The sequence below is a fragment of the Shewanella sp. 10N.286.48.B5 genome (genome assembly GCF_002874355.2).
Classification (GTDB): Bacteria; Pseudomonadota; Gammaproteobacteria; order Enterobacterales; family Shewanellaceae; genus Shewanella.
The window spans coordinates 3,472,117-3,498,892 of the sequence record NZ_MCVG02000001.1; the positions used below are offsets into that span (position 1 = coordinate 3,472,117).

At 41.7% G+C, this 26,776-nt stretch carries 20 protein-coding genes; 8 read left to right on the forward strand and 12 right to left on the reverse strand.

All coding sequences use genetic code 11. The features are described 5' to 3' along the window. Positions 1-3: 3 nt before the first annotated feature. The 8 genes from BCU57_RS14810 to BCU57_RS14845 form a co-directional block, all read right to left on the reverse strand. Positions 4-333: an MSHA biogenesis protein MshK gene (locus BCU57_RS14810; protein WP_372001113.1), complete on the reverse strand. Its 330-nt coding sequence runs from the start codon at positions 331-333 to the stop codon at positions 4-6. Next, positions 320-970, reverse strand: coding sequence for an MSHA biogenesis protein MshJ (locus BCU57_RS14815; RefSeq protein ID WP_102440011.1), 651 nt, complete (start codon positions 968-970; stop codon positions 320-322). Before BCU57_RS14815 ends, BCU57_RS14810 begins: the two co-directional genes overlap by 14 nt. Next, positions 967-1,569, reverse strand: a complete 603-nt coding sequence (locus tag BCU57_RS14820) for a fimbrial assembly protein (RefSeq protein WP_102440012.1) — start codon at positions 1,567-1,569, stop codon at positions 967-969. The genes BCU57_RS14815 and BCU57_RS14820 overlap by 4 nt, the downstream gene beginning before the upstream one ends. Continuing rightward, positions 1,566-2,495, reverse strand: a complete 930-nt coding sequence (locus BCU57_RS14825) for an MSHA biogenesis protein MshI (RefSeq protein WP_102440013.1) — start codon at positions 2,493-2,495, stop codon at positions 1,566-1,568. The genes BCU57_RS14820 and BCU57_RS14825 overlap by 4 nt, the downstream gene beginning before the upstream one ends. Before the next feature lie 454 nt (positions 2,496-2,949). Beyond that, positions 2,950-4,872, reverse strand: a complete 1,923-nt coding sequence (csrD, locus tag BCU57_RS14830) for an RNase E specificity factor CsrD (RefSeq protein WP_102440014.1) — start codon at positions 4,870-4,872, stop codon at positions 2,950-2,952. Between the two features lie 412 nt (positions 4,873-5,284). Beyond that, on the reverse strand, positions 5,285-6,526 hold the full coding sequence (locus BCU57_RS14835; protein WP_102440015.1) for a malic enzyme-like NAD(P)-binding protein: 1,242 nt from the start codon (positions 6,524-6,526) through the stop codon (positions 5,285-5,287). A gap of 438 nt (positions 6,527-6,964) precedes the next feature. Then, entirely contained in the window at positions 6,965-7,177 is a 213-nt protein-coding gene (gene rpmE / locus BCU57_RS14840) for a 50S ribosomal protein L31 (protein ID WP_076538513.1), read from the reverse strand. 126 nt (positions 7,178-7,303) lie between these two features. Continuing rightward, the gene (locus BCU57_RS14845) at positions 7,304-8,068 is read right to left on the reverse strand and encodes a FimV/HubP family polar landmark protein (protein ID WP_102440016.1); all 765 of its coding nucleotides are present in this window, start codon (positions 8,066-8,068) and stop codon (positions 7,304-7,306) included. A 77-nt stretch (positions 8,069-8,145) separates the two neighbouring features. On the opposite strand from BCU57_RS14845, the gene priA reads away from it, so the two are divergent. The 6 genes from priA (at position 8,146) to BCU57_RS14875 (ending at position 15,441) form a co-directional block, all read left to right on the forward strand. Continuing rightward, positions 8,146-10,341, forward strand: coding sequence for a primosomal protein N' (priA, locus tag BCU57_RS14850; RefSeq protein WP_102440017.1), 2,196 nt, complete (start codon positions 8,146-8,148; stop codon positions 10,339-10,341). A 154-nt stretch (positions 10,342-10,495) separates the two neighbouring features. Next, entirely contained in the window at positions 10,496-12,241 is a 1,746-nt protein-coding gene (gene argS, locus BCU57_RS14855; RefSeq protein WP_102440018.1) for an arginine--tRNA ligase, read from the forward strand. Next, on the forward strand, positions 12,242-12,826 hold the full coding sequence (locus BCU57_RS14860; protein ID WP_102440019.1) for an SPOR domain-containing protein: 585 nt from the start codon (positions 12,242-12,244) through the stop codon (positions 12,824-12,826). It abuts the gene before it with no gap. Between the two features lie 175 nt (positions 12,827-13,001). After that, a complete protein-coding gene (hslV, locus tag BCU57_RS14865) occupies positions 13,002-13,526 on the forward strand; it encodes an ATP-dependent protease subunit HslV (protein ID WP_076538501.1) in 525 nt (174 codons plus the stop codon). A gap of 22 nt (positions 13,527-13,548) precedes the next feature. Further along, positions 13,549-14,874 carry an ATP-dependent protease ATPase subunit HslU gene (gene hslU, locus BCU57_RS14870; RefSeq protein ID WP_102440020.1) on the forward strand — a complete coding sequence of 442 codons (1,326 nt, stop codon included), beginning with the start codon at positions 13,549-13,551 and terminating at the stop codon, positions 14,872-14,874. A 174-nt stretch (positions 14,875-15,048) separates the two neighbouring features. Continuing rightward, a complete protein-coding gene (locus tag BCU57_RS14875; protein ID WP_102440021.1) occupies positions 15,049-15,441 on the forward strand; it encodes a gamma-butyrobetaine hydroxylase-like domain-containing protein in 393 nt (130 codons plus the stop codon). A 174-nt stretch (positions 15,442-15,615) separates the two neighbouring features. Here the strand turns inward: BCU57_RS14875 and BCU57_RS14880 are convergent, their stop codons facing one another. Together BCU57_RS14880 and BCU57_RS14885 are read right to left on the reverse strand one after the other, a co-directional pair. Continuing rightward, the gene (locus tag BCU57_RS14880) at positions 15,616-19,263 is read right to left on the reverse strand and encodes an Ig-like domain-containing protein (protein WP_102440022.1); all 3,648 of its coding nucleotides are present in this window, start codon (positions 19,261-19,263) and stop codon (positions 15,616-15,618) included. 57 nt (positions 19,264-19,320) lie between these two features. Beyond that, positions 19,321-19,842: a hypothetical protein gene (locus BCU57_RS14885; protein WP_102440023.1), complete on the reverse strand. Its 522-nt coding sequence runs from the start codon at positions 19,840-19,842 to the stop codon at positions 19,321-19,323. Positions 19,843-20,463: 621 nt separating this feature from the next. On the opposite strand from BCU57_RS14885, the gene BCU57_RS14890 reads away from it, so the two are divergent. Beyond that, positions 20,464-20,673, forward strand: coding sequence for a hypothetical protein (locus BCU57_RS14890; RefSeq protein ID WP_102440024.1), 210 nt, complete (start codon positions 20,464-20,466; stop codon positions 20,671-20,673). An 83-nt stretch (positions 20,674-20,756) separates the two neighbouring features. Here BCU57_RS14890 and acnB read toward each other — a convergent pair whose 3' ends face one another. Next, entirely contained in the window at positions 20,757-23,354 is a 2,598-nt protein-coding gene (gene acnB, locus BCU57_RS14895; protein WP_102440025.1) for a bifunctional aconitate hydratase 2/2-methylisocitrate dehydratase, read from the reverse strand. Positions 23,355-23,790: 436 nt separating this feature from the next. Here acnB and hxpB point away from each other — a divergent pair, with 436 nt between their 5' ends. Further along, on the forward strand, positions 23,791-24,453 hold the full coding sequence (gene hxpB / locus BCU57_RS14900) for a hexitol phosphatase HxpB (protein ID WP_102440026.1): 663 nt from the start codon (positions 23,791-23,793) through the stop codon (positions 24,451-24,453). Positions 24,454-24,535: 82 nt separating this feature from the next. On the opposite strand, the gene BCU57_RS14905 is transcribed toward hxpB, so the two are convergent. After that, on the reverse strand, positions 24,536-26,749 hold the full coding sequence (locus BCU57_RS14905; protein ID WP_102440027.1) for a patatin-like phospholipase family protein: 2,214 nt from the start codon (positions 26,747-26,749) through the stop codon (positions 24,536-24,538). Positions 26,750-26,776 lie beyond the last annotated feature (27 nt).

The window sequence follows — 26,776 nt, forward strand, 5'->3', positions numbered from 1 at the left end:
TTCCTATCGCTCTGTTATCGATTGAAATAGCGTTAATTTTCTGCCATCAGCTAAATTAACGTATTGCTTTCCAATATATTCAATTCGTACCCCTTCGACGCGATCACCAACAAAAAATATTTTGTTGTTAATCACCGCATGGGGTTTATTACTATGCATTATGCTATTAAGTACTAATGAGCCCGGACGATTAACTTGAGTCGATGACACTGCGTAGCCTTTGCCTGGTAGTGTCGGATCTCTCAATGCTTTTGCAAAACTTAAGCTACTGAATAGCAAAAAGCTTAGGCTGATAGCACAGGTGATTATGAGTATCTGCTTATTGTGCAACACTAATAAACTCCTTATTAATACTTAAGGTATAAAGCTCTATTTCTACTGTGGCATTGGGGTGTTGCTCAACATGGTAATCGAGACGCTTCCAATATAATTTGTCTGGCATCGCTTCAATGGACTGAATAAATTTTAAAATAGCAAAATAGCGCCCTTCTAGGGTCAAGCGAATACCATGGCTATATAAGTTCATTTTGTCTTCTTCGCCCACCTCAATAAGTGGCTGCGGGGCGATAGAGGAAAATGACACTAACTTCACATCGTTAATATTACCCAGCAAAGTGGTTAATACTGTCGGCATATAATTGGCTGGCACCATGGAGATCATCTGGCTTTCTAAATTGGCATCCATCTGCTGATTTTGCTGCTCAATCATGGTCAATCTATTGCGATAATCGCTATTAGGATCCATGGCTAATCGCTGCTGATAAAGCGCAATTTGTTGCTCTGAAATATCATTTTCAGATTCAATTTGCGTGACTTGATGTGACAGCTTTAATCTTTCTTTCCAGATAGTTTCAACCGGAATATAAAGCAGCATTGCGACAACAATTATGCTGGCAAGGGCAATCAATACTCTTTCGCGCTGACTAAGCTCATTAAACTGAGTGGCGAGTTTTTGCCATGTTTGCTTCATTGCTTCGCCCCCTGTTCAGCAGTGCTCGCCAACTTAAACGCCAAAGGCTGGTTTTCGCCTCTATCCATTGTCATGGTGGCAAAGGCATAACCTTTAAGGGTTTCAGTGGTTTTTAATCGCTCAACCCATAGCGGAATGCTCTGGGGGTGAGAGCCAAAACCTTCAAATTCAAAATATTGCTGATTAATCACGATACGGTTTAGCCACACAGAACTATCAGATACAGAGGCAAGATCGGTGAGCAGGCCTGCGTAGCCATGACTTATCATGTTATCTCGTTGTTTTATTTCATCTGATAATAATTGCTTTAACTCTAGACGTTGCTGCTCAAGCTCGACTTTAGCAACTAAATCCGCATCCGGTTGACGGGTGGATAATTGCAGCTCTAACGCCGCTTTTTGGTTGTCTAATTGCAACTTTTGCTTTGATAATGCGCCGTGCTGACTGGCAAGAGTCGACTCCAACCAAAAACCAACACCCCAGGCGATAAGGCTGAGCACAACTACGGCGGCAGCCGCCAGCATCATGCGCTCAAAAGATAGCCTTAACTTGGCGGGCAATAAGTCTACGCTAAACAGGTTAACCGTGGTTTTGATCACTTAACACCTCCAGCGAGTTGCGCATATGCCATGGCGGCAAAATGACCATTTACTGAGTCGTGTGAGATCACACTGACCGTTTGATTAAAGTTTTGTGCAACCAAAGGCACCAAGGCTTGGGATTCACCACTGATAAGTAAATTAATCGAATGAACTGGCGCTTGGCGTAATTGGCTCTCGAAGTAATCCATTGAGCGTTGGATTTCTAAACTCAAATTATCGGCTAATCCATATTGTAAGTCTTGGGCACTGGCGCTATCTATTTGACTGAAACCGCGCACTCGGCGCTGCATTAATAGCTCGCCTTGCTTAACCACGGTTAATAGCAACTCTTGCCCTGATACATGACTAACAATCATGTGGGCTGACTCATCGTCAAATAAGTGGGTCATGGCAAGTTCTTCAATGCTGATGCCGCTAATGACAAAACCATGATGCTCACAAGCTTGTGCCAATTGTGACAGCTGCGCTTTATTGGCTACCACCACATTAATTTTTCCGGATGTATTTAACGAAGACTCAAAGTAATCTAATTGAATGTTGCCAACAGGCTCTGAAACTAAATCTTTAACCGACCACAATAGCGCCTGAGTTAACTCTTGTGCTTGTACATTGGGTTTGTCGGCAGTGACTAACTGATAAAAGGCTTCACTCAAAACAATTTGAAGCTTAGCTGCACCAAATTCTTGCTGTAGCATTTCAAAGGCTTTTGAGTAATTATCGCCATTAAAAGCGATTTGATGAATAACACTGTTTTTAGCCGAGTTTGCAAAGGATTTTGTTTTTGAATCAGTTTGTTGTTCAGCATTGCTGACAATATTAGTCTGAAAAACTGAAATCGTATCCGCGCCAAGGTATAAGCCTAACTCTGTAGTAGGCTGAGGCTTGCGCCAAAAAGCTAATGTGTTCAAAAAACCATTTTTCATTCAAAACCCTGTGCTTCAATGACTCGCAAATGTAATGACATAGAAAAGCAACTCTACGCAGCCAAAATCAAACCAATTATACAACATCAAAATAGCGCACTTACCGAGATGTCATAACGACTATAGCCAACTAAGACTAAAAAAGTGTCAAAAAAATAACGAGTGTCATTTTAACCTCTAGTCCCTTAATTTTGTAGGGTAATATTTGGCTAATTTTCCATTATACATAAGATAGGTTGTTAAACGAAGATATACAAGTTTCACACTTGTTCATCAAACATGCTATCACTGTTAAATGTGCTAAAATCTGCTGAGTAAATGGCCAAAATCTATCATTGCTCCCAGAACGGCTACCGATAACGACCCACTATGAGTCGTTACTGATACAGTAAGATACAATTATTGTACCAATTTATAGCAAAACGCTTTTAAGCTAGCCCAAACAAGGTCAATACTAATGGTTAAAAAAGTCACCTTGGGCGGCACTAACACCGAGAATTTTTAAAGTTTGCCACTCTTCAAAACTGCTGACACCTTCAGCAAATACCTGCACTTCAGCGCGATATAAGCCACCAATTAAGCTACGAATAAACAATTGGTTTTCTGACTTTAAATGGATTTGGTGAATAATAGAGCGATGCAATTTTACTAAGTCAAAATGACACTCTTGAATATAGTGAGTGCCCACAACTTGCAAGCCCACATGGTCAACACACAACCTGGCTCCTATTTTGCGAAGCATTTCGAGCGTGGCTACCAAGTCTTGTTGATGTTTGACCACAATATTTTCAGCCACTTCAAAAGTAAGCCTTGATGCTAAAGGGCGATGCTCAAGTAATGTGGTTTGTAGCCAGCGCGTAAAAGCGCGACTGGTTAGCGAATCGAGGCTTAAATTAACACTAAAATGCTGTTGGTTATTAGCCATTAGCTCAAACAATACAGTTTCAATTAATTGCCGCTCAATTTGCGGCATCAAGCCACATTTGTTGGCCATAGGTATAAATAACGTCGCCCTAACCTCATTACCTTGATTATCAATAGCCCGGCTAAAGACTTCCTGATGACAAGTTGCGCCATCGCTATCAATCACTTTTTTAGTAACAGTCACAAAGCGGCGGTTAACTAAGGTGCTTTCTAAGAAACTGCGCCAACGCACCGATCCTTTGGCGATCTCTTTATCCACAGCGCCTTTGTCATACATAAACCAGTTATTATTTCGTTGCAATTGCGCTGCTTTCAAGGCCATTTCAACTTCTTCAACGATCTGCTGCTGCTGATCGCCAGCCTTATAAAAGGCCGCCCCCAAATGAATATAGTTATCTTGAGAGTCAGACTGATTTTGTAATTGGCTAATGCCAATTTTAAGCAGTTTGCCGGCTAAACTGTCCGCTTCAGCAAGGGAAAGTTGCGGCGCTACCACGACAAATTGATTAAAACTGTAGCGAGCAAAAATGGACTCTTCAAATCTCACCAGCAACCTTTGTACAGCTTGCACTAAGTCATTAAGCTGCTCATTCACTTCTTCAACACCATGTTGTTGCTGCAATAAATCTAAGTCGTCAAAGTTCATCAGCACCACTACTCCATGAGCAATCATGGTTTCTTGGTGCGTTAACGCCTCCAAACGGTTTTCAAAAAATATGCGGTTACCAATGCGGGTGCTGGGATCCAAAAAGGTATTCGAGCGAATAAACTGATCAAAACGGCCACGCTCTTTTTGGGCATCTTGCAGTTGCACAAGTAACTTTGTCATGGCACGGTTAATCAGTCGTGGTCTGGCCTTAGCCGCATATTGCAATGCTTGTTGATGCTCTCCATCCAAAATCAAATGACTACGCTGAGCAATATGTTCAATGCCGTCTAACTCTTCAGTAAACCAGCGCAATCCAAAACGGACAAACAGTCCAATGGCGCTTAAAGCAATAAACAAGCTGATATATTCATACCACCCCAATTGTTGTACTAGATAAGGCTGAGGCAAATTTAGCTCCATCGCTAAATTAGACGACTTATCAAGCGTATGCTTATATAGAGTGGGATATTGATCTGCCGTAGGGGAGTAATACTCAAATAAAATATCATCACCACGGGTCAACTTAAATGAATTGGCGTTAAAAGCCATCAGCATAGGCGGTAGCCATGCATGTAAATCCCACTGATACTTGGGTTGGCTCTTGGATTGGTTTGCGGATTGGCTCTTAGATTGATAGTGTTCAACTAACATCAACCCTAACTTATCGACTTTTTGCTGCTGAAATTTATAGGTCAGTTGCGTGAAACTGACCATAGCACCCACCAAAAAAATAAAGCCCACAGCCGTGAGCGATAACAGCCAAAAACTGATCAGCTTTTTGGTTAGCATTTTCGTTAATTTCATTTATCAGCATCCTGCTTAAACACAGCACTCAAGGGGAATTAGTTATTGTTATTTTATTGCGAGTACATTTTTATTATTAGAGAAATAGTTTAGAAAAATAATATTAAAATCACATGTTCAGTTTATGCTAAACGCGTTTACTTTATACTAATAGTCTCGCCTTATATTGAACGCGTCATACTATCACTTGTTTAATAAAAAAATGCTGTCGCAGTTTTAAAAAAGTGAGCTTAGGCTTAATAATCTTATTTAGCTATATTATCTGCTGCAATCTTGCAAAAATAATAGTGACATTTACTCAGCACCATTTAATTATAGCAGTCAAACTCGTTTATTATTAACGCCATTTTCAGCCAATAAAAAAGGGGCTAATGCCCCTTCTAACTAAGGTGAATATCTAACCATTAATAGATTAATAGTCAGTGGGTACCTTATCTAATACCGCGACACCTGAATCAATGGCCGCCTGAGATACCGCACTGGCGATATTTTTCAATAAACGAGGGTCCATTGGCTTAGGCAGCACGTACTCTGGGCCAAAGCTTAATGAATTAACATGTGGGTAGGCTGCTAATACTTCTGCGGGAACCGGTTCTTTAGCAATTGCCGCTAACGCTTTAACTGCAGCAATTTTCATTTCATCATTAATGACACTGGCTCGAACGTCTAATGCGCCCCTGAAAATGAAAGGAAAACACAATACGTTATTCACTTGGTTTGGGTAATCACTACGGCCGGTACCCATAATCAAATCTTGACGGATTGAGTGAGCCAACTCAGGTTTAATTTCAGGATCTGGGTTTGAACAAGCAAAAATAACCGGTTTTGGTGCCATTAGCGCAATGTCATCAGCAGTTAATAAATCAGCGCCAGAAAGCCCCAAGAATACGTCGGCATCCTTAATCACATCTTGTAAGGTACGCTTGTCTGTGTTGTTAGCAAACAAGGCTTTGTATTCGTTAATGTCTTCACGGCGAGTATGGATCACGCCTTGTCTGTCGAGCATGTAAACATTTTCACGCTGAGCGCCACACTTAACAATCATGGTCATACAAGCAATGGCCGCAGCACCTGCACCTAAACAAACAAATACTGCGTCTTCAATTTTTTTGCCTTGAATTTCAAGTGCGTTCAACATGCCTGCTGCAGTTACGATAGCCGTACCATGTTGATCATCATGAAACACAGGCACATTACAACGGGCAATAAGCTCTCTTTCAATTTCAAAACACTCAGGCGCTTTGATATCTTCTAAATTAATGCCGCCAAAGGTATCTGCAATCGACTCAACCGTATTAATAAAATCTGCCGTAGTTCTGTGCTTCACTTCAATATCAACTGAATCAATATTGGCGAAACGCTTAAACAGTAATGCCTTACCTTCCATTACAGGTTTTGATGCTAATGGGCCTAAGTTACCTAAGCCTAAAATTGCCGTACCGTTAGAAATCACCGCAACGGTATTACCTTTATTAGTATAACGATATGCGTCATCAGGGTTTGCCGCAATTTCTCTTACCGGCTCTGCCACACCAGGACTGTATGCCAGCGACAGATCATGACTGGTTTGCGCTGGTTTAGTGAGGGTTACAGCAGTTTTACCTGCAACTGGGAATTCATGGTAATCGAGAGCTTGTTGGCGAAAATCTGGCATTGTATTTTCCTGAGTGAGGCAAGTGATACGGCGAAGTAAAAGTAATTCTGCGAAAACGAGGCCAGTTAAAAATAACTTGAGATCAAACTAATCCGTCAGCGATCGCTTTCTGCTGGGATTATAAATCAAAAAATAACAAAAGTTACCTTTAATAATTAGAATTTGGTCAAGTTATATTTTTTAATCAAAAAATTAACCATCACATTAAGAATCAAGGACTTAAAAATGTAGAAAAATAACAAGATTTGCTAATAAAAACCGTAAAATGCTACTTAAACTTGTCAAAAGTTTGTCTAAATAACAATATTATTGTCTCAGTTGAGTTTATATAATTTATAACCAAAAACTTTATTCAGCTGAAAATAAATTTGTGTAAAAAGTGACAGCTACAAAAAAAGACGCCGAAGCGTCTTTTTCTTAAAATAATTGCAAGAGCAATTATTTTTTACCAAGTGCACCAAAGCGCTTGTTGAATTTGTCGATACGACCACCAGTGTCTACAACTTTCTGAGTACCAGTGTAGAATGGGTGACATGCGCCACATACGTCCAAGTGCAAGTTTTTACCAGCAGTTGAATTTACTTTAATGATGTTACCACAAGTACAAGTTGCAGTAATTTCAGCGTAGTCTGGGTGGATACCTGTTTTCATTTGGATTACCTTTTAATAGAGGCCACGTCGCTCTCCCAACCCGAAGTTGAGCACCACATGCGTTAATAACAATAGTGTTTTAGGCGCGCAATAGTACAGTATGTGTCCAGACCAAACAAGTGCTATTTATTGGCTACGGTGTTTAGCTTCTATCGACTCAAATTCAAGCTTCGCATCAGCCTTTGTTATATATTGATTCAACTGAACTTTTGTCGGGCATCGCAATGGCACATCTTGTTTGATTAAGTGAATTTTCTGCTGAGAAAACGCCTGAGGATTGGCCTCATAAAGCGCTAACATCGCCCCATAAACATGGGTATTCCACGATGTAGCATAACGTGACGCAATCCCCCATAAGGTCTCAGTGTTATTACGCTCAACCATACAAGCTTGACTGTTATTGCTGTTATTACTCGCCGTTACAATAATAGGATCCTTTTCGGCTGGTGTTGCAGCTAACGGGACTTTTTTGAGTGCTTTAGCGGCATCGATTTTAATATCACTGCGACCATTTGGCTTTATGTAAGGGGCATCAAATACCGACAATACCGCATACTGCTGCCAGCTATTGCCCTTATATTCACTGACAATCAGCTTAGCATTAGGGTCACTGACATCATCAACACCTATGGCATAGAGCATAAAGCGACTCACAGGTTGCAGCATTAACTCCTCAACAACCTCATTTGCTCCAACGGTTTGACGTAAGTGAAAACTCAGCCGTGAAAGATCATCGTTAGCGGCCACAATATTAAGCTTTAATTGCGGATGCTGATCTAGCTTAAAATGGCGGCTATTGATACTGATATGACTCAGCGCTGCTTGGGCACTAAACGAAAATAAAAACACAGACAGTGCTAGGGTATGTTTGCTAAATAATCCTTTTAACATCAATTTTCTCTTATCCTATTTATTTACGGTCTAGCTGGAGTAAACTAGAGCTTCACAATTCTGAATGATGATGACTTATGCCTGTGTTTGTTGAGGTTGCATTGCCCGTTCCCATGCGGCAAACCTTTAGTTACCAAATCCCTGAAGCCAACGTAGCACAAATAAAGCTTGGACTGCGGGTAAAAGTGCCTTTTGGTCGACAGCAACTAATTGGGCTTATTACTGCCATTAAAGATGACTGCGACGTGCCAGCAAACAAGATTAAAGCTATCACTGAACTGCTGGATGATAAACCGTTACTGCCTGAAAGTTTGTACAAATTAACACTTTGGGCGGCAAGATATTACTTTGCCAGCCAAGGGCAAATGCTCAGCCAAGCCTTACCGGTTGCCCTGCGTAAAGGGTCAAGTGCTCAACCGCAGACTGTGACTGTATTTGCGTTAAACGAGCAAGGCAAGCAAGTCGATATCAGCGTGCTCAAAAGAGCGCCAGCACAAAAGAAATTATTCGAATTACTGCAGCAGTCGGCCATCAGCCAAGATGAATTTACCACCCAAGAGCTCAGTAAATTGGCCTTAAAAGCCCTTGAAGATAAAGGCTGGGTTGAGCGCCAACACATCACCAATGCCGCCGACTTAAGCTGGCGTCAACAATTGGTCATGACAGAAACCCCACTTAAACTTAATAAACAGCAAGCAGTGGCAGTATCTATCCTTAATCAGCAGCAAGGGTTTCATTGCAGTTTATTAGAGGGCATTACTGGATCTGGTAAAACCGAAGTCTATTTGTCAGTATTAGAAACTATCCTAAAGCAAGGTAAACAAGCGCTGATTTTGGTGCCTGAAATAGGCTTAACACCGCAAACCATTAACCGCTTTAAGCGCCGATTTGATGTCAATATTGCCGTTATTCACTCCGCATTAACTGACAACCAGCGCTTAGAAGCCTGGCGTCAGGCCCGTAGCGGTGAAGCCGCGATTATTATCGGCACTCGCTCGGCATTATTTACCCCAATGGCATATCCGGGGCTTATCATTCTTGATGAAGAACATGACAGCAGCTTTAAGCAGCAAGAAGGGGTGCGTTATCACGCCCGCGATTTAGCTGTTATGCGCGGCCACTTAGAAGATATTCAAGTGATTTTAGGTTCGGCAACGCCATCGCTAGAATCGCTACAGAATGCCATTTCAGGCCGTTATGCCCACTTAGAACTCGGCGAACGCGCAGGTGCAGCCCAAAAAGTGAAGCAAGGAATTATCGATATTCGCTCCCATCCGCTTAAGGCCGGCATGAGCGCCTCAATGATCAATGAAATGCGTATGCACCTAGATGCGGGCAACCAAGTATTACTATTTCTAAACCGCCGTGGCTTTTCGCCAGCCCTACTTTGTCATGAGTGCGGACATTTGCATGAATGCGATCGCTGCGATGCCTTTTTTACTGTTCATCAAGGTTTAAATGAAATCTGCTGTCACCATTGTGGCAATCAATATGCTATTCCTCATCAATGCCATGAGTGCGGCAGCACCATGTTAATGGGCCATGGCACCGGCACAGAGCAATTGGCACAAGCCTTAGCACAAGAGTTTCCCCAATATCCGGTAGTGAGGATCGATCGTGATACCACTCGCAGAAAAGGCTCATTAGAAAAACAGCTCAACGGCATTTTAAAAGGTGAATATAAAATTTTAGTGGGCACCCAAATGCTAGCTAAAGGGCATCATTTTCCAGATGTGACTTTAGTGGGATTAATGGATGTCGATGGCGCTTTATTCAGCGCTGACTTTCGAGCCCCAGAGCGCTTTGCGCAGCTTTATACCCAGGTTTCAGGCCGCGCCGGCCGTGCTGATAAGCCCGGTAAAGTATTACTACAAACCCATCAAAGTGATAACCCCATATTAAGGGATTTACTGCAGCACGGTTATGGTAAGTTTGCCCGCGGGCAATTACTTGAGCGCCAACAAGCCCTGTTACCACCCGCTTGGCACATGGTGCTGCTTAGAGCCGATGCCCATTTAGCAGAAGATGCCGATAGCTTTCTCAATCAGGTGGCCAGCTTATTACCCCAAGATAAAGAGTTTGAAGTCATTGGCCCAATGCCTGCTCCATTGGATCGTAAAGCGGGCAAATACCGCCGCCAGTTATTATTCCAAGCTAAAAATAGACAACGATTACAACAGGTTCTTGAGCAAGTATTGCCAACCATTGAGGCATTGCCTGAAAGTAAAAAATGCCGTTGGAGCATTGACCGCGACCCGCAAGATTTAATGTAATCAGCTTGGCTTATTCTGCGATAAAATTCGCTTTGCTGAAATTTAAAAAAAATCTCGAATAAAAACACTATCGAGATAGCATTCGAGTATCAAAAGCGGCTAAAATAGTCGGTTACTCCTGTCTTTTACTTTAAGTTAGTGCTGATAAACGCCCATGAAATCACATATTGCATCTTTACTAGAACAAACCGTCGACTCTTTTAAGCAACAAGGCATTGTCCCAGCTGATTTTCAGGCTCGCATTCAAGTTGAGCGCACTAAAGATAAAACTCATGGTGATTTAGCCACTAACTTAGCGATGATGCTAACCAAAGTTGCTAAAAAGAACCCGCGCGATATCGCTCAGCTAATCATCGACAACCTACCGGCATCTAGCCATGTGGCTAAAGTTGAAATTGCAGGCCCTGGTTTCATCAACTTCTTTATTGATGAAAATGCCTTAGCGAATCAACTGCAAGATGCATTAAACAGTGAGCATTTAGGGATCACCTTACCTGAATCACAAACCATTGTAGTTGATTACTCATCACCAAACCTTGCCAAAGAAATGCACGTAGGTCATCTACGTTCAACCATTATTGGTGACAGTGTAGTACGCGCACTAGAATTTTTAGGCCATAAGGTCATTCGTCAAAACCATGTGGGTGACTGGGGCACTCAGTTCGGCATGTTACTGGCATATATGGAAGAGCTTCGCGCAGCTCATGGCGAACAAGCTGATCTTGAGCTATCTGATTTAGAAACCTTCTACCGTGAAGCAAAAGTACGTTTTGATGAATCAAGCGACTTTGCTACCCGCGCCCGTAACTTAGTCGTATCACTGCAATCAGGTGATGAATACTGCAACAAACTGTGGCGTGAATTTAATGATATTTCGTTAGCCCATTGTCATGAGGTATACAAACGTCTTGGGGTGACCTTAACCCGTGAAGATGTTCATGGCGAAAGTGCTTACAACGATGATTTAGCCCAAGTGGTTACAGACTTAGCAGCTAAAGGATTATTAAGCGAAAGTAATGGCGCTAAAGTGGTATTCCAAGAAGAGTTTCGCACCAAAGAAGGCGAGCCTCTACCGGTTATTATTCAAAAAGCAGATGGCGGTTATTTATATGCCACCTCTGATTTAGCGGCAATGCGTTACCGCTCAAATGTATTAAAAGCCGATCGCGCCCTGTACTTTGTCGACTTGCGCCAAGCACTGCATTTCCAACAAGTATTCAAACTGGCTAAAACTGCCGGTTTCGTCCGTGAAGGTTTATCGCTAGAGCACACAGGTTTCGGCACCATGAATGGCCCTGATGGTCGTCCATTTAAAACCCGTAGTGGTGGCGTTGTTAAGTTAGTGGATTTACTCGATGAAGCAAACACTCGCGCCGTTGAATTAGTGCGTAGCAAAAACCCTGATATGGACGAAGAGACACTCCTTGAAGTGGCTCGCGTTGTGGGTATTAGCTCAGTTAAATATGCTGACCTTTCAAAAAACCGTGCCAGCGATTATATCTTTAGCTTTGAGCAAATGCTCAGCTTTGAAGGTAATACCGCTCCGTACCTACTTTATGCTTACACCCGTGTTGCAGGCATCTTTAAACGTGCAGCAGATGTTGACTTAAGTCAGGCTAAAATCGTGCTTGAACACGATAAAGAAAAGCAACTCGGCACTAAGCTTGCTCAGTTTGGCGAAGTATTAACTCGCATGACAGAAAAAGGCTTGCCACATGTTATGTGTGCCTATGTTTATGAGCTAGCCAGTGAATTCTCAAGTTTTTATGAAGCTTGCCCTGTGCTTGCCGCTGAAACTGAAGCGCAAAAACAAAGCCGTTTATTATTGGCGCAGTTAACTTCAAAAACCTTAAAAACCGGTTTGTCGCTGTTAGGCATCGAAACCTTAGAGCGTATGTAAATGAGCCGAGATTACGCTAATAAAAAGCCTAGTCCCAAAAAACGTTCTGCATCTAAAAAGAGAGGCGCAGCTCAGCAAAAGCGCTCTATTCCTTATTTGCCGACCTTGGTGGTCATTTTACTGTTAGGCGGTTTTGGTTATTTCTTGTGGTTTATCAGTGGTAGTTCTGATGATGCTACGCCTGAGTCAGCACCAGCAAGCCAAGTGGTTGAAAAGCCAACGCCAAAACCTGCGAAAAAAGACCCTAATGCCCTGCCGCCAAAGCCAACGGAGCAGTGGACTTATTTGGAAGAGCTAGAAAATAAAAGTATTGATATTGAAGTGCCAGAAGGTGCGATGAAGTCTCAAGGCCCTTACCAAATGCAATGCGCCTCATTTAGAAAGCTTGCTCAGGCTGAAGAAATGAAAGCCGTGATTGCCTTTCAAGGTCTAGAAGCCCAAGTGAGAGCGACCCAAGGCACGACTGGCGTGTGGCATAAAGTGATCTTAGGGCCATTTGAGTCAAAACGTGCCGCAGAGCGTGCCAGACATAAATTGCAGCGTGCTAGCATTAATGGCTGCCAAATTTGGCTATGGGAATACTAAACTTAGCGAAGTGAGAGTTCAGCCTCAGTAGCCAAGAACTTATAAACAACTCAAAAAAGACGCTAACATTGTTAGCGTCTTTTTTATTCCCTTGAATTTCTATTAACCACCCCCATATCTAGTTTATCAACCAGCAGCAGACTATTTTACGCTGCAGTCGTTAAGAGGATTTACCGTGACTACTATCGTTTCCGTTCGCCGCAATAATCAAGTTGTCATCGCAGGTGATGGCCAAGTATCCCTTGGCAATACCGTCATGAAAGGCAATGCACGTAAGGTGCGTCGCTTATACCAAAATAAAGTTATCGCAGGTTTTGCTGGCGGCACAGCCGATGCATTTACTCTTTTTGAGCGTTTTGAAACCAAGCTCGAAATGCATCAAGGCCATTTATTAAAATCAGCCGTTGAACTCGCCAAAGATTGGCGCACCGACAAAATGCTCCGCAACCTTGAAGCCATGCTTATTGTCGCCGACACCAAAGAATCATTAATCATTACCGGTAACGGCGATGTGGTTCAGCCTGAGCATGACCTAATTGCAATTGGTTCTGGTGGCAACTATGCCCACGCTTCTGCGCTAGCCTTATTACAAAATACCGATTTAAGTGCCCGTGACATTGCAGAAAAATCATTAACGATTGCCGGTGATATATGTGTATTCACCAACCAACATAAAACCGTTGAGCAAATCGACTACTAAATTAGCACGTAAGGAATTATCTATGTCTGAAATGACCCCACGCGAGATTGTCCATGAGCTAGACTCGCACATCATTGGTCAAAAAAATGCTAAACGTTCTGTAGCCGTTGCGCTTCGTAACCGTTGGAGACGCATGCAACTTGAAGCCTCATTTCGCCAAGAAGTGACGCCAAAGAACATTTTAATGATTGGCCCAACCGGTGTCGGTAAAACTGAAATTGCCCGCCGTTTAGCAAAACTAGCTAATGCGCCTTTCATTAAAGTAGAAGCCACTAAATTCACTGAAGTGGGTTATGTCGGTAAAGAAGTTGAGCAAATCATCCGTGATTTAACTGACTCAGCCGTGAAAATGACCCGCGAACAGCAAATGAAAAAAGGCCGTCATCGCGCTGAAGAGCTTGCAGAAGAGCGCATCCTTGATGCCCTATTGCCTAAGCCAAAAGAAGACTGGGATACTGAAAAGAAAGATGATTCAAATACCCGTCAAATCTTCCGTAAGAAATTACGAGAAGGCCAGCTAGACGATAAAGAAATTGATATCGACTTAGCCGCGCCGCAAGTGGGTGTTGAGATCATGTCACCTCCAGGCATGGAAGAGATGACTAATCAGCTTCAAAGTATGTTCCAAAACATGGGGCAAACTAAAGAAAACCGTAAAAAGGTTAAAATTAAAGAAGCCTTCAAGCTGCTTATCGAAGAAGAAGCTGCAAAACTTGTCAATCAAGAAGACATGAAAGAGCAAGCTATCGACTTGGTAGAGCAAAACGGTATCGTATTTTTAGATGAAATCGACAAGATTTGTAAGCGCGGCGAAAGCTCAGGCCCTGACGTATCACGTGAAGGGGTACAACGTGACTTACTGCCATTAATCGAAGGTTGTACTGTGACCACTAAACACGGCATGGTCAAAACCGACCACATCTTGTTTATCGCCTCAGGTGCATTCCAGATGTCTAAGCCATCGGATTTAATCCCTGAGCTTCAAGGTCGTTTACCAATCCGTGTTGAGCTAAGTGCACTCACCGCTGATGACTTTAAACGTATTCTAACTGAGCCACATGCATCATTAACCGAGCAATATGTGGCGTTAATGGGGACTGAAGGCGTTAAAGTTGAATTTAGTGAATGTGGTATTGAACGCATTGCTAAAGCGGCTTGGCAAGTGAACGAGACCACTGAAAACATCGGTGCTCGTCGCCTGCATACTGTGATGGAAAAGCTGATGGAAGAGATTTCATATGACGCTTCAGAAAAATCAGGTAGCACCTTTGTAATTGATGCCGACTATGTCAATGATCACTTAGATGCCCTAGTAGAAGATGAAGACTTAAGCCGCTTCATTTTGTAGTGATTACTTAAGCTTATCTCAACCTAGCTGTGATCTATTACTAATTTAGCCTCACAGATATTAGGAAATTAAAGGTGAATAGTGCCACAATGGACTATCACCTTTTTTATTGTCTATCATTGCCAGCCAAGAGTATCTTAACGTTGCTGACAGTATTTTAAAGAGAGCAATGCCATGAACCAGCAAGCCAATAGCCCCGTTGTAACCAATCTTAAATTAAAGCGTAAATCTAAGTTACTTGAAGTGAGCTTTGAAAGCGGTGAAGTGTTTAATATCAGCTGCGAAATGCTACGTGTTCACTCCCCTTCAGCTGAAGTGCAGCGCCACGGCAATCCAATTTTGGTCACCCACAAGAAAAACGTCAATATCACTGCCATTGAGCCTGTAGGCAATTATGCAGTAAAAATCATTTTTGATGATGGTCATGATACCGGTTTGTTTTCGTGGAAGATTTTATTTGAACTGGGTAACCAACAAGTGGAAATCTGGGAACGTTATTTGGCTCGTTTACGTGCAGAGAAAGGTTCTCGTGAACCTTTGATTAATATGAATATTAAGTATTCATAAGATTAAATTAGGCATTACGCCTTTAATTGGATCTTGGTTTTAACTTCTAATTTTTACTCTATTTATTACGTAACTGCAAAATATTTAAACTGCTCTTATCAAGCCTTCCTGACTGTTTTAGAGACTAAATAATGGACCAGAAAACTGGTCCATTATTACTAGTAAAACTAACGTTTATTTAGGTTTACGTCTATTGAACACCAGAGGCGTCAACAACAATAATAGCCATGACATGCTACCACCTGATGACTTTTCTTTTTCAGGTTCAACATCAGGAATAGGTTTAGTCCCTTCTCCATTAATAGTGACTGTCACTTGTGCTGCAGCCTCTTCTTCACCATCAGAAACTGTATAACTGAATATTTCTGTTGCTGATTCGCCTTGGTACAACTCACTAAATTGACCATTAGGGCTGTAGGTTACAGTACCATCGTCATTATTAGTTACTAAACCTTTAAGCTCTGAGCTATCAATTTTGATCACCGATAAATCATCAGCGTCTGCGTCCGAATCGTTAGCAATAAGGTTAATTTGTACATCAGCGCCTTTAGTTGTTTCAGCAACATCCGCAATAGCTTCTGGGGCAGTGTTAATACCAACAATATTAATTGTTATATCTCCAGTACTTACAGCGCCTAGTTCATCAGTAATTGAATAAGTAAATAATTCAGTTGCGGTTTCACCTTTAATCAAGCTAGAGAACTGGCCATTAGGATCATAGGTTAAACTGCCATCACCATTATCGACTAATACACCATCAGAAGGAGATTGAGTGTTCGTCAATGTAAAGCTATGACCATCGGCATCAGCATCATTTAATAAAGGGCTTATCGTTACTGTCTTATCCTCATCCACTGAAACGCTATCTGGGTTTGCATCAGGAGAGGTATTAACTTTAACTGTAATGTCTATTTTACCCTCTACAAAGGCCCCCTTATTGTCAGTGACTGTATAAGTCAAGCTGTCGATTAACCTTGCACCTTCAGCTTCACTATCAAAAGCTGAACCTGGATCATAAGTTAATGTTTCGCCTACTAACGTTACTCCCCCTCTTAAAGATGACGTATCTACACTATCAATAACTAACGTGTCTCCATCTAAATCTGTGTCATTCTCTAACGGAGAGATTGATACTGTCTGACCGACCCAAACCATAGTAACATCATCATTAACTTCAGGCGCATAATTTGGCGGTACATCTGTGTTTAGTGGCTCACCAGCACTAACTATATAACCTCCAAAAGTTGCCGCTGAATCTTCATGACTAACAGAGACATATATCTTTGCTTCTAAGTCTGCTGAAGCTATTTTGAAATATAAATAATCCGTTGATGATGGATTGCTTACTACAGTGATGCCTTCAGTAATAATGGTTAATCCATCAGATTTATAAATAGCTAATGATGGCAGCATATCTAAACTAAAGTCAGATACACGTACTACCATGTCTTTAGTCGTATCTATATTTTCAACAACATAAAAATCAACATCTCCCGCCAGATCGATCATGCCATCTATACCAGTATTATCAGCTTCAAGAGAAGTTGAATAAAAATAACTGTCATCGCCATCAGAATAAGGAATATCTGACACCACTAAGGAAGTTTTGGTAATACGAACAAAGTTTTCATCAATAGTAGGTAAAGCTTCCTCTTCTGGTTCAGAACCATCGAGTGTAGGGGTCAATAACCCAGTACTTGTATATTGAGCTTTACTGTCTGCATTATTAACATTTACCTCAACTTGATGTATACCATTAAGGCTATATGGTGCAATAGCTGAATAAATACCATCACCAGCAACTGCATCCCCCGCTAAACCATCATCAAGCATCGATAAAGTAGTTTCTCTTTGTGCAGGATCGATTATCGTAGCAATGACGTTGGCACCAGTAATCAATTTATCCTTGGTTAATGCCGTTGTTAAAATCATCGGATTAGGATAAGTCACGGCATTCCCAGCAAAACCTTCTACAGAAACAGTATAGCTACCTTGTAAACTTGGCTCCCCAATTACATTAACTGTTACGTCTACAGGATAATTTGTTTGATTATTTAAAACTTCTAGCTTCCATTGCCCATGCCCTAGCGACGCAATAATGCTATTAGGGATATTAACATTACAAGATTGAGTCGATGACACCTGAGTACAGGCAAAATCTATACCAGACACCTCTGCATCATTAGCATCGATAAGTTTTAGTAAAATCTCATCAGGGTTACCATTATGGTTAATAAAGATATTGATATTATCTAACCCTGAATCAATATGTATTTCTTTTACAACACTGCTACCATTTGCAATGTTCATAGATGACGAGACAATGTTTTGGTTGTCTGTTGCAACAGCATTAGCTTGCAAAAAAGCATCAGTAATTTCAGCCAAGGTTGTTGGAGATGAAAAGTACTTGCCACCTGTTGAATTGGCTAATGTTAGCAGTGGTCCAGTTGGAGATGCAGAGCCATAACCAAAACTAAAAATAGGCACATTTGCTTGCTGATATTCAACTATAACTTCAGATTCACTAAATCTAGAACTGTTATCATCACCATCTGCTAGCAAAAATACCACTCCTGGTGCGCCACTACCGGAAGTATTTTGATAATTATTTAAATTAGTTAACGCAAGTTGGCTACCATCAAATAAAGCTGTACTTCCTGTTGAACGAATTGCGTCAATTGTATTTTTCAATGCGGGTTTAACGGTTGTATCTGCATTTGGAATTATTTGTATAGGGAAATCTTGGGTCGCTGTGCTAGAAAACGATACCAACCCCATTGCTGTGGTGCCTTCAGCAACTGCATCAACTAAAGTTATAGCTGCTTGTTTCGCGTTATTAATTGGAGAGCCGGACATGCTCCCTGAGCGATCTATCACGACCTGCATATCAATATCACCCTCAACCCAGACAAAGTTAAGTTGCTCTCTACAGGTCGCTTGCAAACCTGGCAACTCTTCTTTTAAAGGGGTTGCTAAGTCAGGTGCGTTGTTGGCGAGAGTGGTAAAACGAGTTCGATTTGGTTGCGCTGTTTTACGACCAGACTTAGGGTCATTTTTGGTATCTTGAAGTAAAACTTCCCAAGCACTTTTACCATAAACTCGACCTTGTGCTGTTCTGCTGTGGTTACCAATAACGCTCGCAGTTGAATGATTCAGCCATTTCATTTCACCATTCACAGCTTGCCATTGATTACTCATAATTGAGTCCGTAGCAATATCTGTGCTTAATGTTCTACTGCTAATCCCTGTTGCAGAGTTGCCTTTATATTCATCGAATAATCCATATGCATAGTGGCCCCACTCATGAGCAAGGGTATAGCCAGCACCAACAGGGTTGCTTAACATATCATAATCAGTACCTGGCCCAGTACCATTAGGAAATACATCACCAAACCAGATGTGCATACCATTTGCACCAAAACCTGATGCATTAGCTCTAGGCCACTCTCTTGCGCCCCAAATAATATCTGACTTAGATCGATGCTTGTTCTCTCTAAAGATACTGACCTTGCCTAACTTATGTTCACCGTTAGATTGTTCACATATACCATCAGCAAAATTTCCTAATATTTCTTCATACTGTTGTTGATCAGAGCCTTCAGGGTTGTTATGCAAAGAAACTGTAATATCAAATACAGCTTTGGCAGAGCTATTACTTTTTTGCTGAACAGCTTGCAGCTGTGAAGCAACTAAAACTTTCGCCTCATAATTTTCTGATTCAGTGTTAACCCTTGAGAGCCAACTATTAGCTGCCATTGCCGATGTAGACCCTAGCGCTAAGCCTATACATAAAGCGCTTTTACTAAAACTAAACTGCTTCATTCTATTTCCTTTTAGATAGTAACAATATTTGAAAAGTATGATTTCCCTCATTAACAATCAGCTGTTTATGTTTTCCTGTAACTGATTTGCAATTCCAGGAAGTAAAACCCTGAATTTTTTTAATGAAGTAAGTTGAAACACTCGATCAAATAGAATATGACCGAGTAATTGGTGATCTGGTAAAATATCCGAATGGATTTTAGAAATCATGACACTAGCCTCAAGAGCTAATTCACTTGCATCGATATAAGTCGAGGCTACAGCGGTTGGGCTAATTGAACAACTTTCTAGGGTTTGGCCAGTTATTGTATATTTGTATGCGAAACCTGTATTAGGGTTTGATAAGGTATTATCAAGGCAACTGATATCTAGTGGTGGATTCAATAGAATGCGGTGAGACAAAAGCACTTGATTAGAATCAAATTCGATTAATTCAAATCTAGCGTTATTTTGCTCGCCTACTATTTGAGTTGTGTAATAACGTGTTATGTCTAATGGGGAATTAAAAACATACACTACTCTAGCTGAAGCTGAGCTGCATAAAACAAAAAGCAAAATACCCAAAAGTGTAAAAAACACTCTAATCATCCTTGAAAACCGATTTAATTCCATGTAATTACAAAATGTTAACAGACTACAACAATAAATCAAAGTGTCTCAAGTAATGATCGCAACATTAATTTTAAATTACATTTTAATTGACTCCATATAATTCAATCAAAATATCGATATTCCAATCTATCATCACAAGCATGGGTGATCAAAGAGGGGGATTGCTGTTGTTTCCCCTCTTGGTCGGGTGTGGGTGGATAACCCACGACTTTTTCCAAACGCAGTTTGGACATTTCAGTATCAGCTTAATAAAGTGAAACTGATCACCTTACTTGAATTATTTATAAATCATAGTCCCAGCTGGCTAAGTAATATTTTATCAAAAATGACACGTTTCTAACGAGAGTTCTGGGCGAACTTGATTATCTTGATAAACTCTTTGAACCAAAATATTAAAATGTAGTATATTATTATCAATAGCTTATATACGAAAACCCTTTAAGTTAGGCGTTAATTATTAACAGAGTTTTCTCAAGCAAGAGTGACCCCATGTCAAAAATCAATTTATTCAAACCTCTAGAATGGTATATGTATGCTCAAGGATACCTTCTTGTCGGATGGCTATACTTTCAAATAGTGATATAACCCATGGCAATTGGTGCCATTATCAACTTATTCATTTTAGATATGCTTGGCTTAGAAGGCATGTTTTCAACCTTATATCTTTCACTATTTCTAGGTTTCATTGCTGGCTTAATTTGGGCTGAACGCATAAGAAGAACCATTGGAATTCTGACTTTTCACTCCTATTTGCTCTCAACACCTGAAATTGAAGGTTGGCGAAATATACAAAAGTAATTTATCTCGCCCATTAAAAATGCCAGCTTAATCGCTGGCATTTTTCAGTTGACGCTTTTAAACGTCAGTCATCTTTTTAAAGATTAAAGCGCAGTTTGGAAAATCACGCTGTCAGCTTTCTTAGTGTAAGAATCAATTTGATCAAAGTTCAAGTAACGGTAAGTATCAGACGCTGTAGCATCTAATTCTTTGGCGTAGTCTTGGTACTCTCCAGGTGACGGTAGACGGCCTAATAATGCCGCTACTGCTGCTAACTCAGCTGAAGCTAAGTACACATTTGCACCTGTACCTAAACGGTTAGGGAAGTTACGCGTTGACGTTGAAACAACGGTCGCACCTTCAGCAACACGTGCTTGGTTACCCATACACAGTGAACAACCTGGGATTTCGATACGCGCACCAACACGGCCAAAGATCGCGTAGTAACCTTCTTCAGTTAACTGGTCTTTATCCATCTTAGTTGGCGGTGCAATCCATAAGCGAGTCGGCAAGGTCGTGGCAAACTTCTCTAGCATTTTACCGGTTGCGCGGAAATGACCAATGTTAGTCATACAAGAACCAACGAACACTTCGTCAATTTTTGTTTCTGCAACTGATGATAGTAATACCGCATCATCTGGATCGTTTGGCGCACAAAGAATTGGCTCTTTGATATCGTTCAAATCGATTTCAATAATTTCAGCATATTCAGCATCTGCATCTGCTTCCATTAGCTCTGGGTTTGCTAACCACTCTTGCATCGCTGTAATACGACGCTCGATGGTACGGCGGTCACCATAACCTTCAGAAATCATCCACTTCAACATCACGATGTTAGAGTTTAGGTATTCAATGATTGGCTCTTTATCTAGCTTAATCGTACAACCTGCAGCACTTCGTTCTGCTGATGCATCAGATAATTCGAATGCTTGTTCAACTTTAAGTTGCTCAAGACCTTCAATTTCTAATACGCGGCCAGAGAAAGCGTTAATTTTGCCTTTCTTCTCTACCGTTAACAGACCCATTTCAATGGCTTTAAGCGGGATAGAATGAACTAGGTCACGTAAGGTGATACCTGGTTGCATTTCACCTTTAAAGCGCACCAAAATTGATTCAGGCATATCAAGAGGCATAACACCTGTTGCAGCAGCAAATGCTACTAGGCCAGAACCGGCTGGGAATGAAATACCGATTGGGAAACGGGTATGTGAATCACCACCAGTACCAACGGTATCAGGTAGTAACATACGGTTTAACCAAGAGTGAATAACCCCGTCACCTGGACGCAGTGCAACACCGCCACGATTCATGATGAAATCAGGTAAGGTGTGGTGAGTGTTCACATCGATAGGTTTAGGATAAGCCGCAGTGTGACAGAAAGACTGCATGGTTAAATCGGCGCTAAAGCCTAAACATGCTAAATCTTTCAGTTCGTCACGGGTCATTGGGCCTGTGGTGTCTTGTGAACCAACTGAAGTCATTTTAGGTTCGCAGTATTGACCTGGGCGAATACCTTTAACACCACATGCTTTACCAACCATTTTTTGTGCCAGCGTAAAGCCTTTATTGGTTGCAACCACATCTTGTGGGCGAACAAACACTTCAGAAGCCGCAAGGCCTAATGTTTCACGGGCACGGTCAGTTAACCCGCGGCCAATGATCAATGGAATACGGCCACCAGCACGTACTTCATCAAGCAGTACCTCGGTTTTTAGCTCGAACGTAGAGATAACTTCATCGCTACCGTTACGCTTAACGACGCCTTCGTATGGATAGATGTCGATAACATCGCCCATGTTCATCTTGTCGACGTTAAGCTCGATTGGTAGCGCGCCTGCATCTTCCATGGTGTTGAAAAAGATAGGGGCAATTTTACCACCTAAGCAGAAACCACCAGCACGCTTGTTTGGCGCATAAGGGATATCATCGCCCATGAACCATAGTACTGAGTTAGTCGCTGATTTACGTGAAGAACCGGTACCAACAACATCACCCACATAAACAAGCGGGTAACCTTTGCCTTTAAGGGCTTCGATTTCTTTAACTGGACCAACAGTGCCAGCAACATCAGGTACAATACCGTCACGGGCATTTTTCAGCATCGCTAAAGCATGTAATGGGATGTCTGGACGAGACCATGCATCAGGAGCCGGAGACAAGTCATCTGTGTTTGTCTCGCCTGATACTTTAAATACGGTCAAGGTGATCTTTTCAGCTAATTTAGGACGGTTTAAGAACCATTCTGCTTCGGCCCAAGACTCAACAACTTGCTTAGCAAAAGCATTACCTTTTTGCATTTTTTCTACCACGTCGTGGTAGGCATCAAACATCAACAAGGTGTTTGATAACGCAGTAACCGCGATTGGCGCAAGTGCATCATTATCTAATTGAGCGATAAGCGGTTCAATGTTGTAACCGCCCTGCATGGTACCTAATAGCTCGGTAGCACGCTCAGCTGAAAAGATGGGTGACGATACAGTGCCTTGAGCCACTGCATCTAAGAATGCTGCTTTTACGTAGGCAGCTTCATCAACACCTGGGGGAATACGATTCTCTAATAAGTCAAGAATCACGGCCTCTTCACCAGCAGGCGGCATCTCAACTAACTTCACTAATTCAGCCACTTGTTGTGCATCTAATGGCTTAGGGACAACACCCTCTGCAGCACGTTCTGCGACGTGTTTACGATATGCTTCTAGCACGGCAACATTCCTCTTTGTTATTGCGCCTAACAGCGAAACTGAACGTCATTCAATATAGAGAATGACCATTCCACAGGTTCGGGCTTGAAATCCGACCCGTAGTATACTACAGGTTTGCAAAAGTATGAATTAGATCACACTCTATCGGAGGCGAAATCTATCTGAATTTTGAGTTCGATGGCTAATTTACAGCTCACTTTAAACAAATAAAATTAGACGATAGTTTAAAACATTATAAAAAATGATTTAATTCAATATATTAAATAATACATACAATTTAAACTTAACCGAGTCTACTTCAGCAAATTGTCGCTATTTTTTTGCAATTATTTTGACTGTTAGGCATAGTTATTTGGCTAATATTAATCACTTGCACCCACCAACATACTTATTCAACCTTATTGCTTAGATATTCAAAATAGTAAACAGGACTATTATGACATTGATAAAAATTAACGCGGTTATTTTTGATATGGATGGGGTCATTATTGATACCGAGCCCGCTTGGCAACGAGTCGAGGTGGCAGTATTAAGTCAATTGGGCGTGCCTATCACTCTTGCTGATGCCGAAAAAACCACCGGCATGAGAATTGATCTTCTGGTCCACTATTGGTATCAAAAATACCCTTGGCCTGAGTATGATAATCAAGCGGTTTCCCAACAAATTATTGATGGGGTTATTCACTTTATTGAAACTGAAGGCAAGCCGATGCAGGGGGTAGTGGCAGCATTACAAGCTTGTCAGCAGCAAGGGCTAAAAATTGGCTTAGCTACCTCATCGTCCAGTGACTTAATTGCTGCAGTAATGAATAAACTGGCTATTAGGGATTATTTTGAGGCCATAGCCTCTGCCGAAAAGCTGCAATATGGCAAACCCCACCCTGAGGTTTATGTAAATTGTGCCACGGCCTTAGGCGTTGAGCCTGCAACGTGCTTAGCTATTGAAGACTCATTTAATGGCCTGATCGCAGCAAGAGCGGCAAGCATGCAAACGGTGGCAATCCCTGCGACTGAATTCGCCGGTCAGTCTCGCTGGCAAGTGGCTCACCACCAGCTAGCACATTTAGGTCAGCTTAAATCATTGATTGAAAATATCTAGTAGTAGTGTCTTGCTAACATCTGCCATAAAAAAAGCTGCCTTATCTAAAGATACGGCAGCTTTTTATATTCAAACTGAACAATTAAAAGTTTTTACCTAAAAATAAGTAAAACGATTGCTCGCCAGTATCTGTCAAACCAAAGCCAAGTGCGGCAGGACCCCAGCTGGTATCAGTGCCTAAATATAAGCTACCTGCATAGATAAGGTCATCAAAGTCCACTGCATCACGATTAGTCCACACATTACCCGCTTCAAAGCTAGTACCTATGTATAACGGCACATCACTGAGTAACACATCTCGGCCTAAATCATATTGATAAATCAAGGCGCCAAAGGCTTTATGGGCACCTGCCAATGCGCCTTTATGAAAACCGGACAGATTTAAAAAGCCACCGAGCTCTGCAACATGTAAAGTAAAATCACGGTCCACATCAACGGTGGCTAAAGCGACTTTACCTACAATGGCATGGTTACCTAGCTTAAGCGCCCCTTTCCAATCCGCTTCAAACTGCCAAGATAGTTCATCAGAGTCATTAATAACCGCGCCTTTATAATCTTCATTTCTTACCGAGGCCGTAAACGTTAACCGCTGCCCTTCTGTAGGGAAACTAATGCTATTTAAGGTGTCAAAACTAAAGGAAAAATAGCCGCCATAAGAGCCATATTCAAGATCTTGGGCAGAAACGGCTTTATTACTTAAATCACCTATTTCACCCACTGCGCCAATCTCAATTAATCCAGCGTGGGAATAGTTATAACCCACTCCAAATGCCAATTGATTTAGGGTGTTTTTAAGCTCAAAGACTCGGTTGTTATCATCATAATAATCCCAGTTTTTGATCTCGAATTCGTATTTAGAACGAATGTAGAAGTCTTGGTCTCTGTCTAATGGCTGATAAAATTCTGAGCTAACTCGCTTGTCGTAACCTAACTGAACTTCGTTACGCCACTCACCGCCATTATCAGTCAGCTCACCCATGGTATAAGCCAGACTAAGGGTAATGGCTGAATCTAAGGTAAAGTCATCTTCCCAGTTAAAACCGGCGTCAAAATAATTTGGTCCCCAGGATTTGGCATGGGTGGTCACTGTTAATATGCGTCCAGCTTCTGTGTCTTCAAACTCGGCATCAACACGCTGAAACTTATTAAGGGAATAAAGCCGTTTTATGCCCTCGTCTAAGGCTTCTTTGGTGATCACTGTGCCTTTTTTAAGAGCTAACTCTTCATCTAACAGGCTTTCACTCACTCTAGATTGATTATCAAATACAATCTTAATCACTGGGCGGTTAACTTGATTAACTAGTAGTAATTTGGCGCGTTGTTTATTGTCTTGATAGGCCTGATATTCTTCAGCGCTGACACTTAAATGTGTCAACATTGGCAGCGCTGCTTCGCCCGCCACTGTGCCGGCAGCTAATGCGTCAGGCATGATATCAAAGTCAGTGGTGCTCATGTCATCAATCGCAGGACGGATCAGCACATCATCATCGGTTAATAATGTTTTTTGATGCTCTGTGGTGGCTTTGGTCAAAATGGTTGAAAGCTGCTCCAACACCGCAATCGTGCCATTAAGTTGCTCTTTGCTGGCCAATGGTGAGCCAATATCAATGGCAATGACCACATCTGCGCCCATGGCTTTAATGACATCGACAGGCATGTTATTTGAGATGCCACCATCAACCAGTAGCTTGCCGTCTATTTCAGCCGGTTGTAATGCCCCGGGTACCGTTGCAGAGGCTTGCATGGCTTTAACGATACTGCCTTGAGCTAATACCACTGCATGACTAGTAACTAGATCAGTTGCCACAGCGCGATAAGGAATAGCTAGATCATCAAAATCGCCAAATTGCTCTACCACATCAGTTGATGAACGTAATAGTTGCGACATGGTTTGGCCAAGTAATAAGCCACTGGGGACGGCTAAGCCGCCATCTTTATAACCTACGTTAATGGGGATATTAAATTTGTCGCGGTGTTGTTTATCGCGGTAAGTAAGTACTTCTCGAGGAATGGTATCTGAGTAGCCATCAGCCCAAGGGGAGTTAAGCATAATGTGTTCGATTTCTGCGGCGCTATAACCTAAGGCATACATGCCGCCGACGTAGGAGCCGATACTGGTACCAGTAATATAATCAACCGGAATGCGATGCTGCTCTAACACCTTAAGCACCCCAATATGCGCCGCGCCTTTTGCGCCGCCACCACTTAATACTAATCCCACTGACTGGCGTTCTTTAGCCATTAAGTTGTGTGAAAATAAACTGAGTAGTAACAGCAGTGCAATCTTACGGCCCATATAAAGCATCCTATCTTTAATCATGAT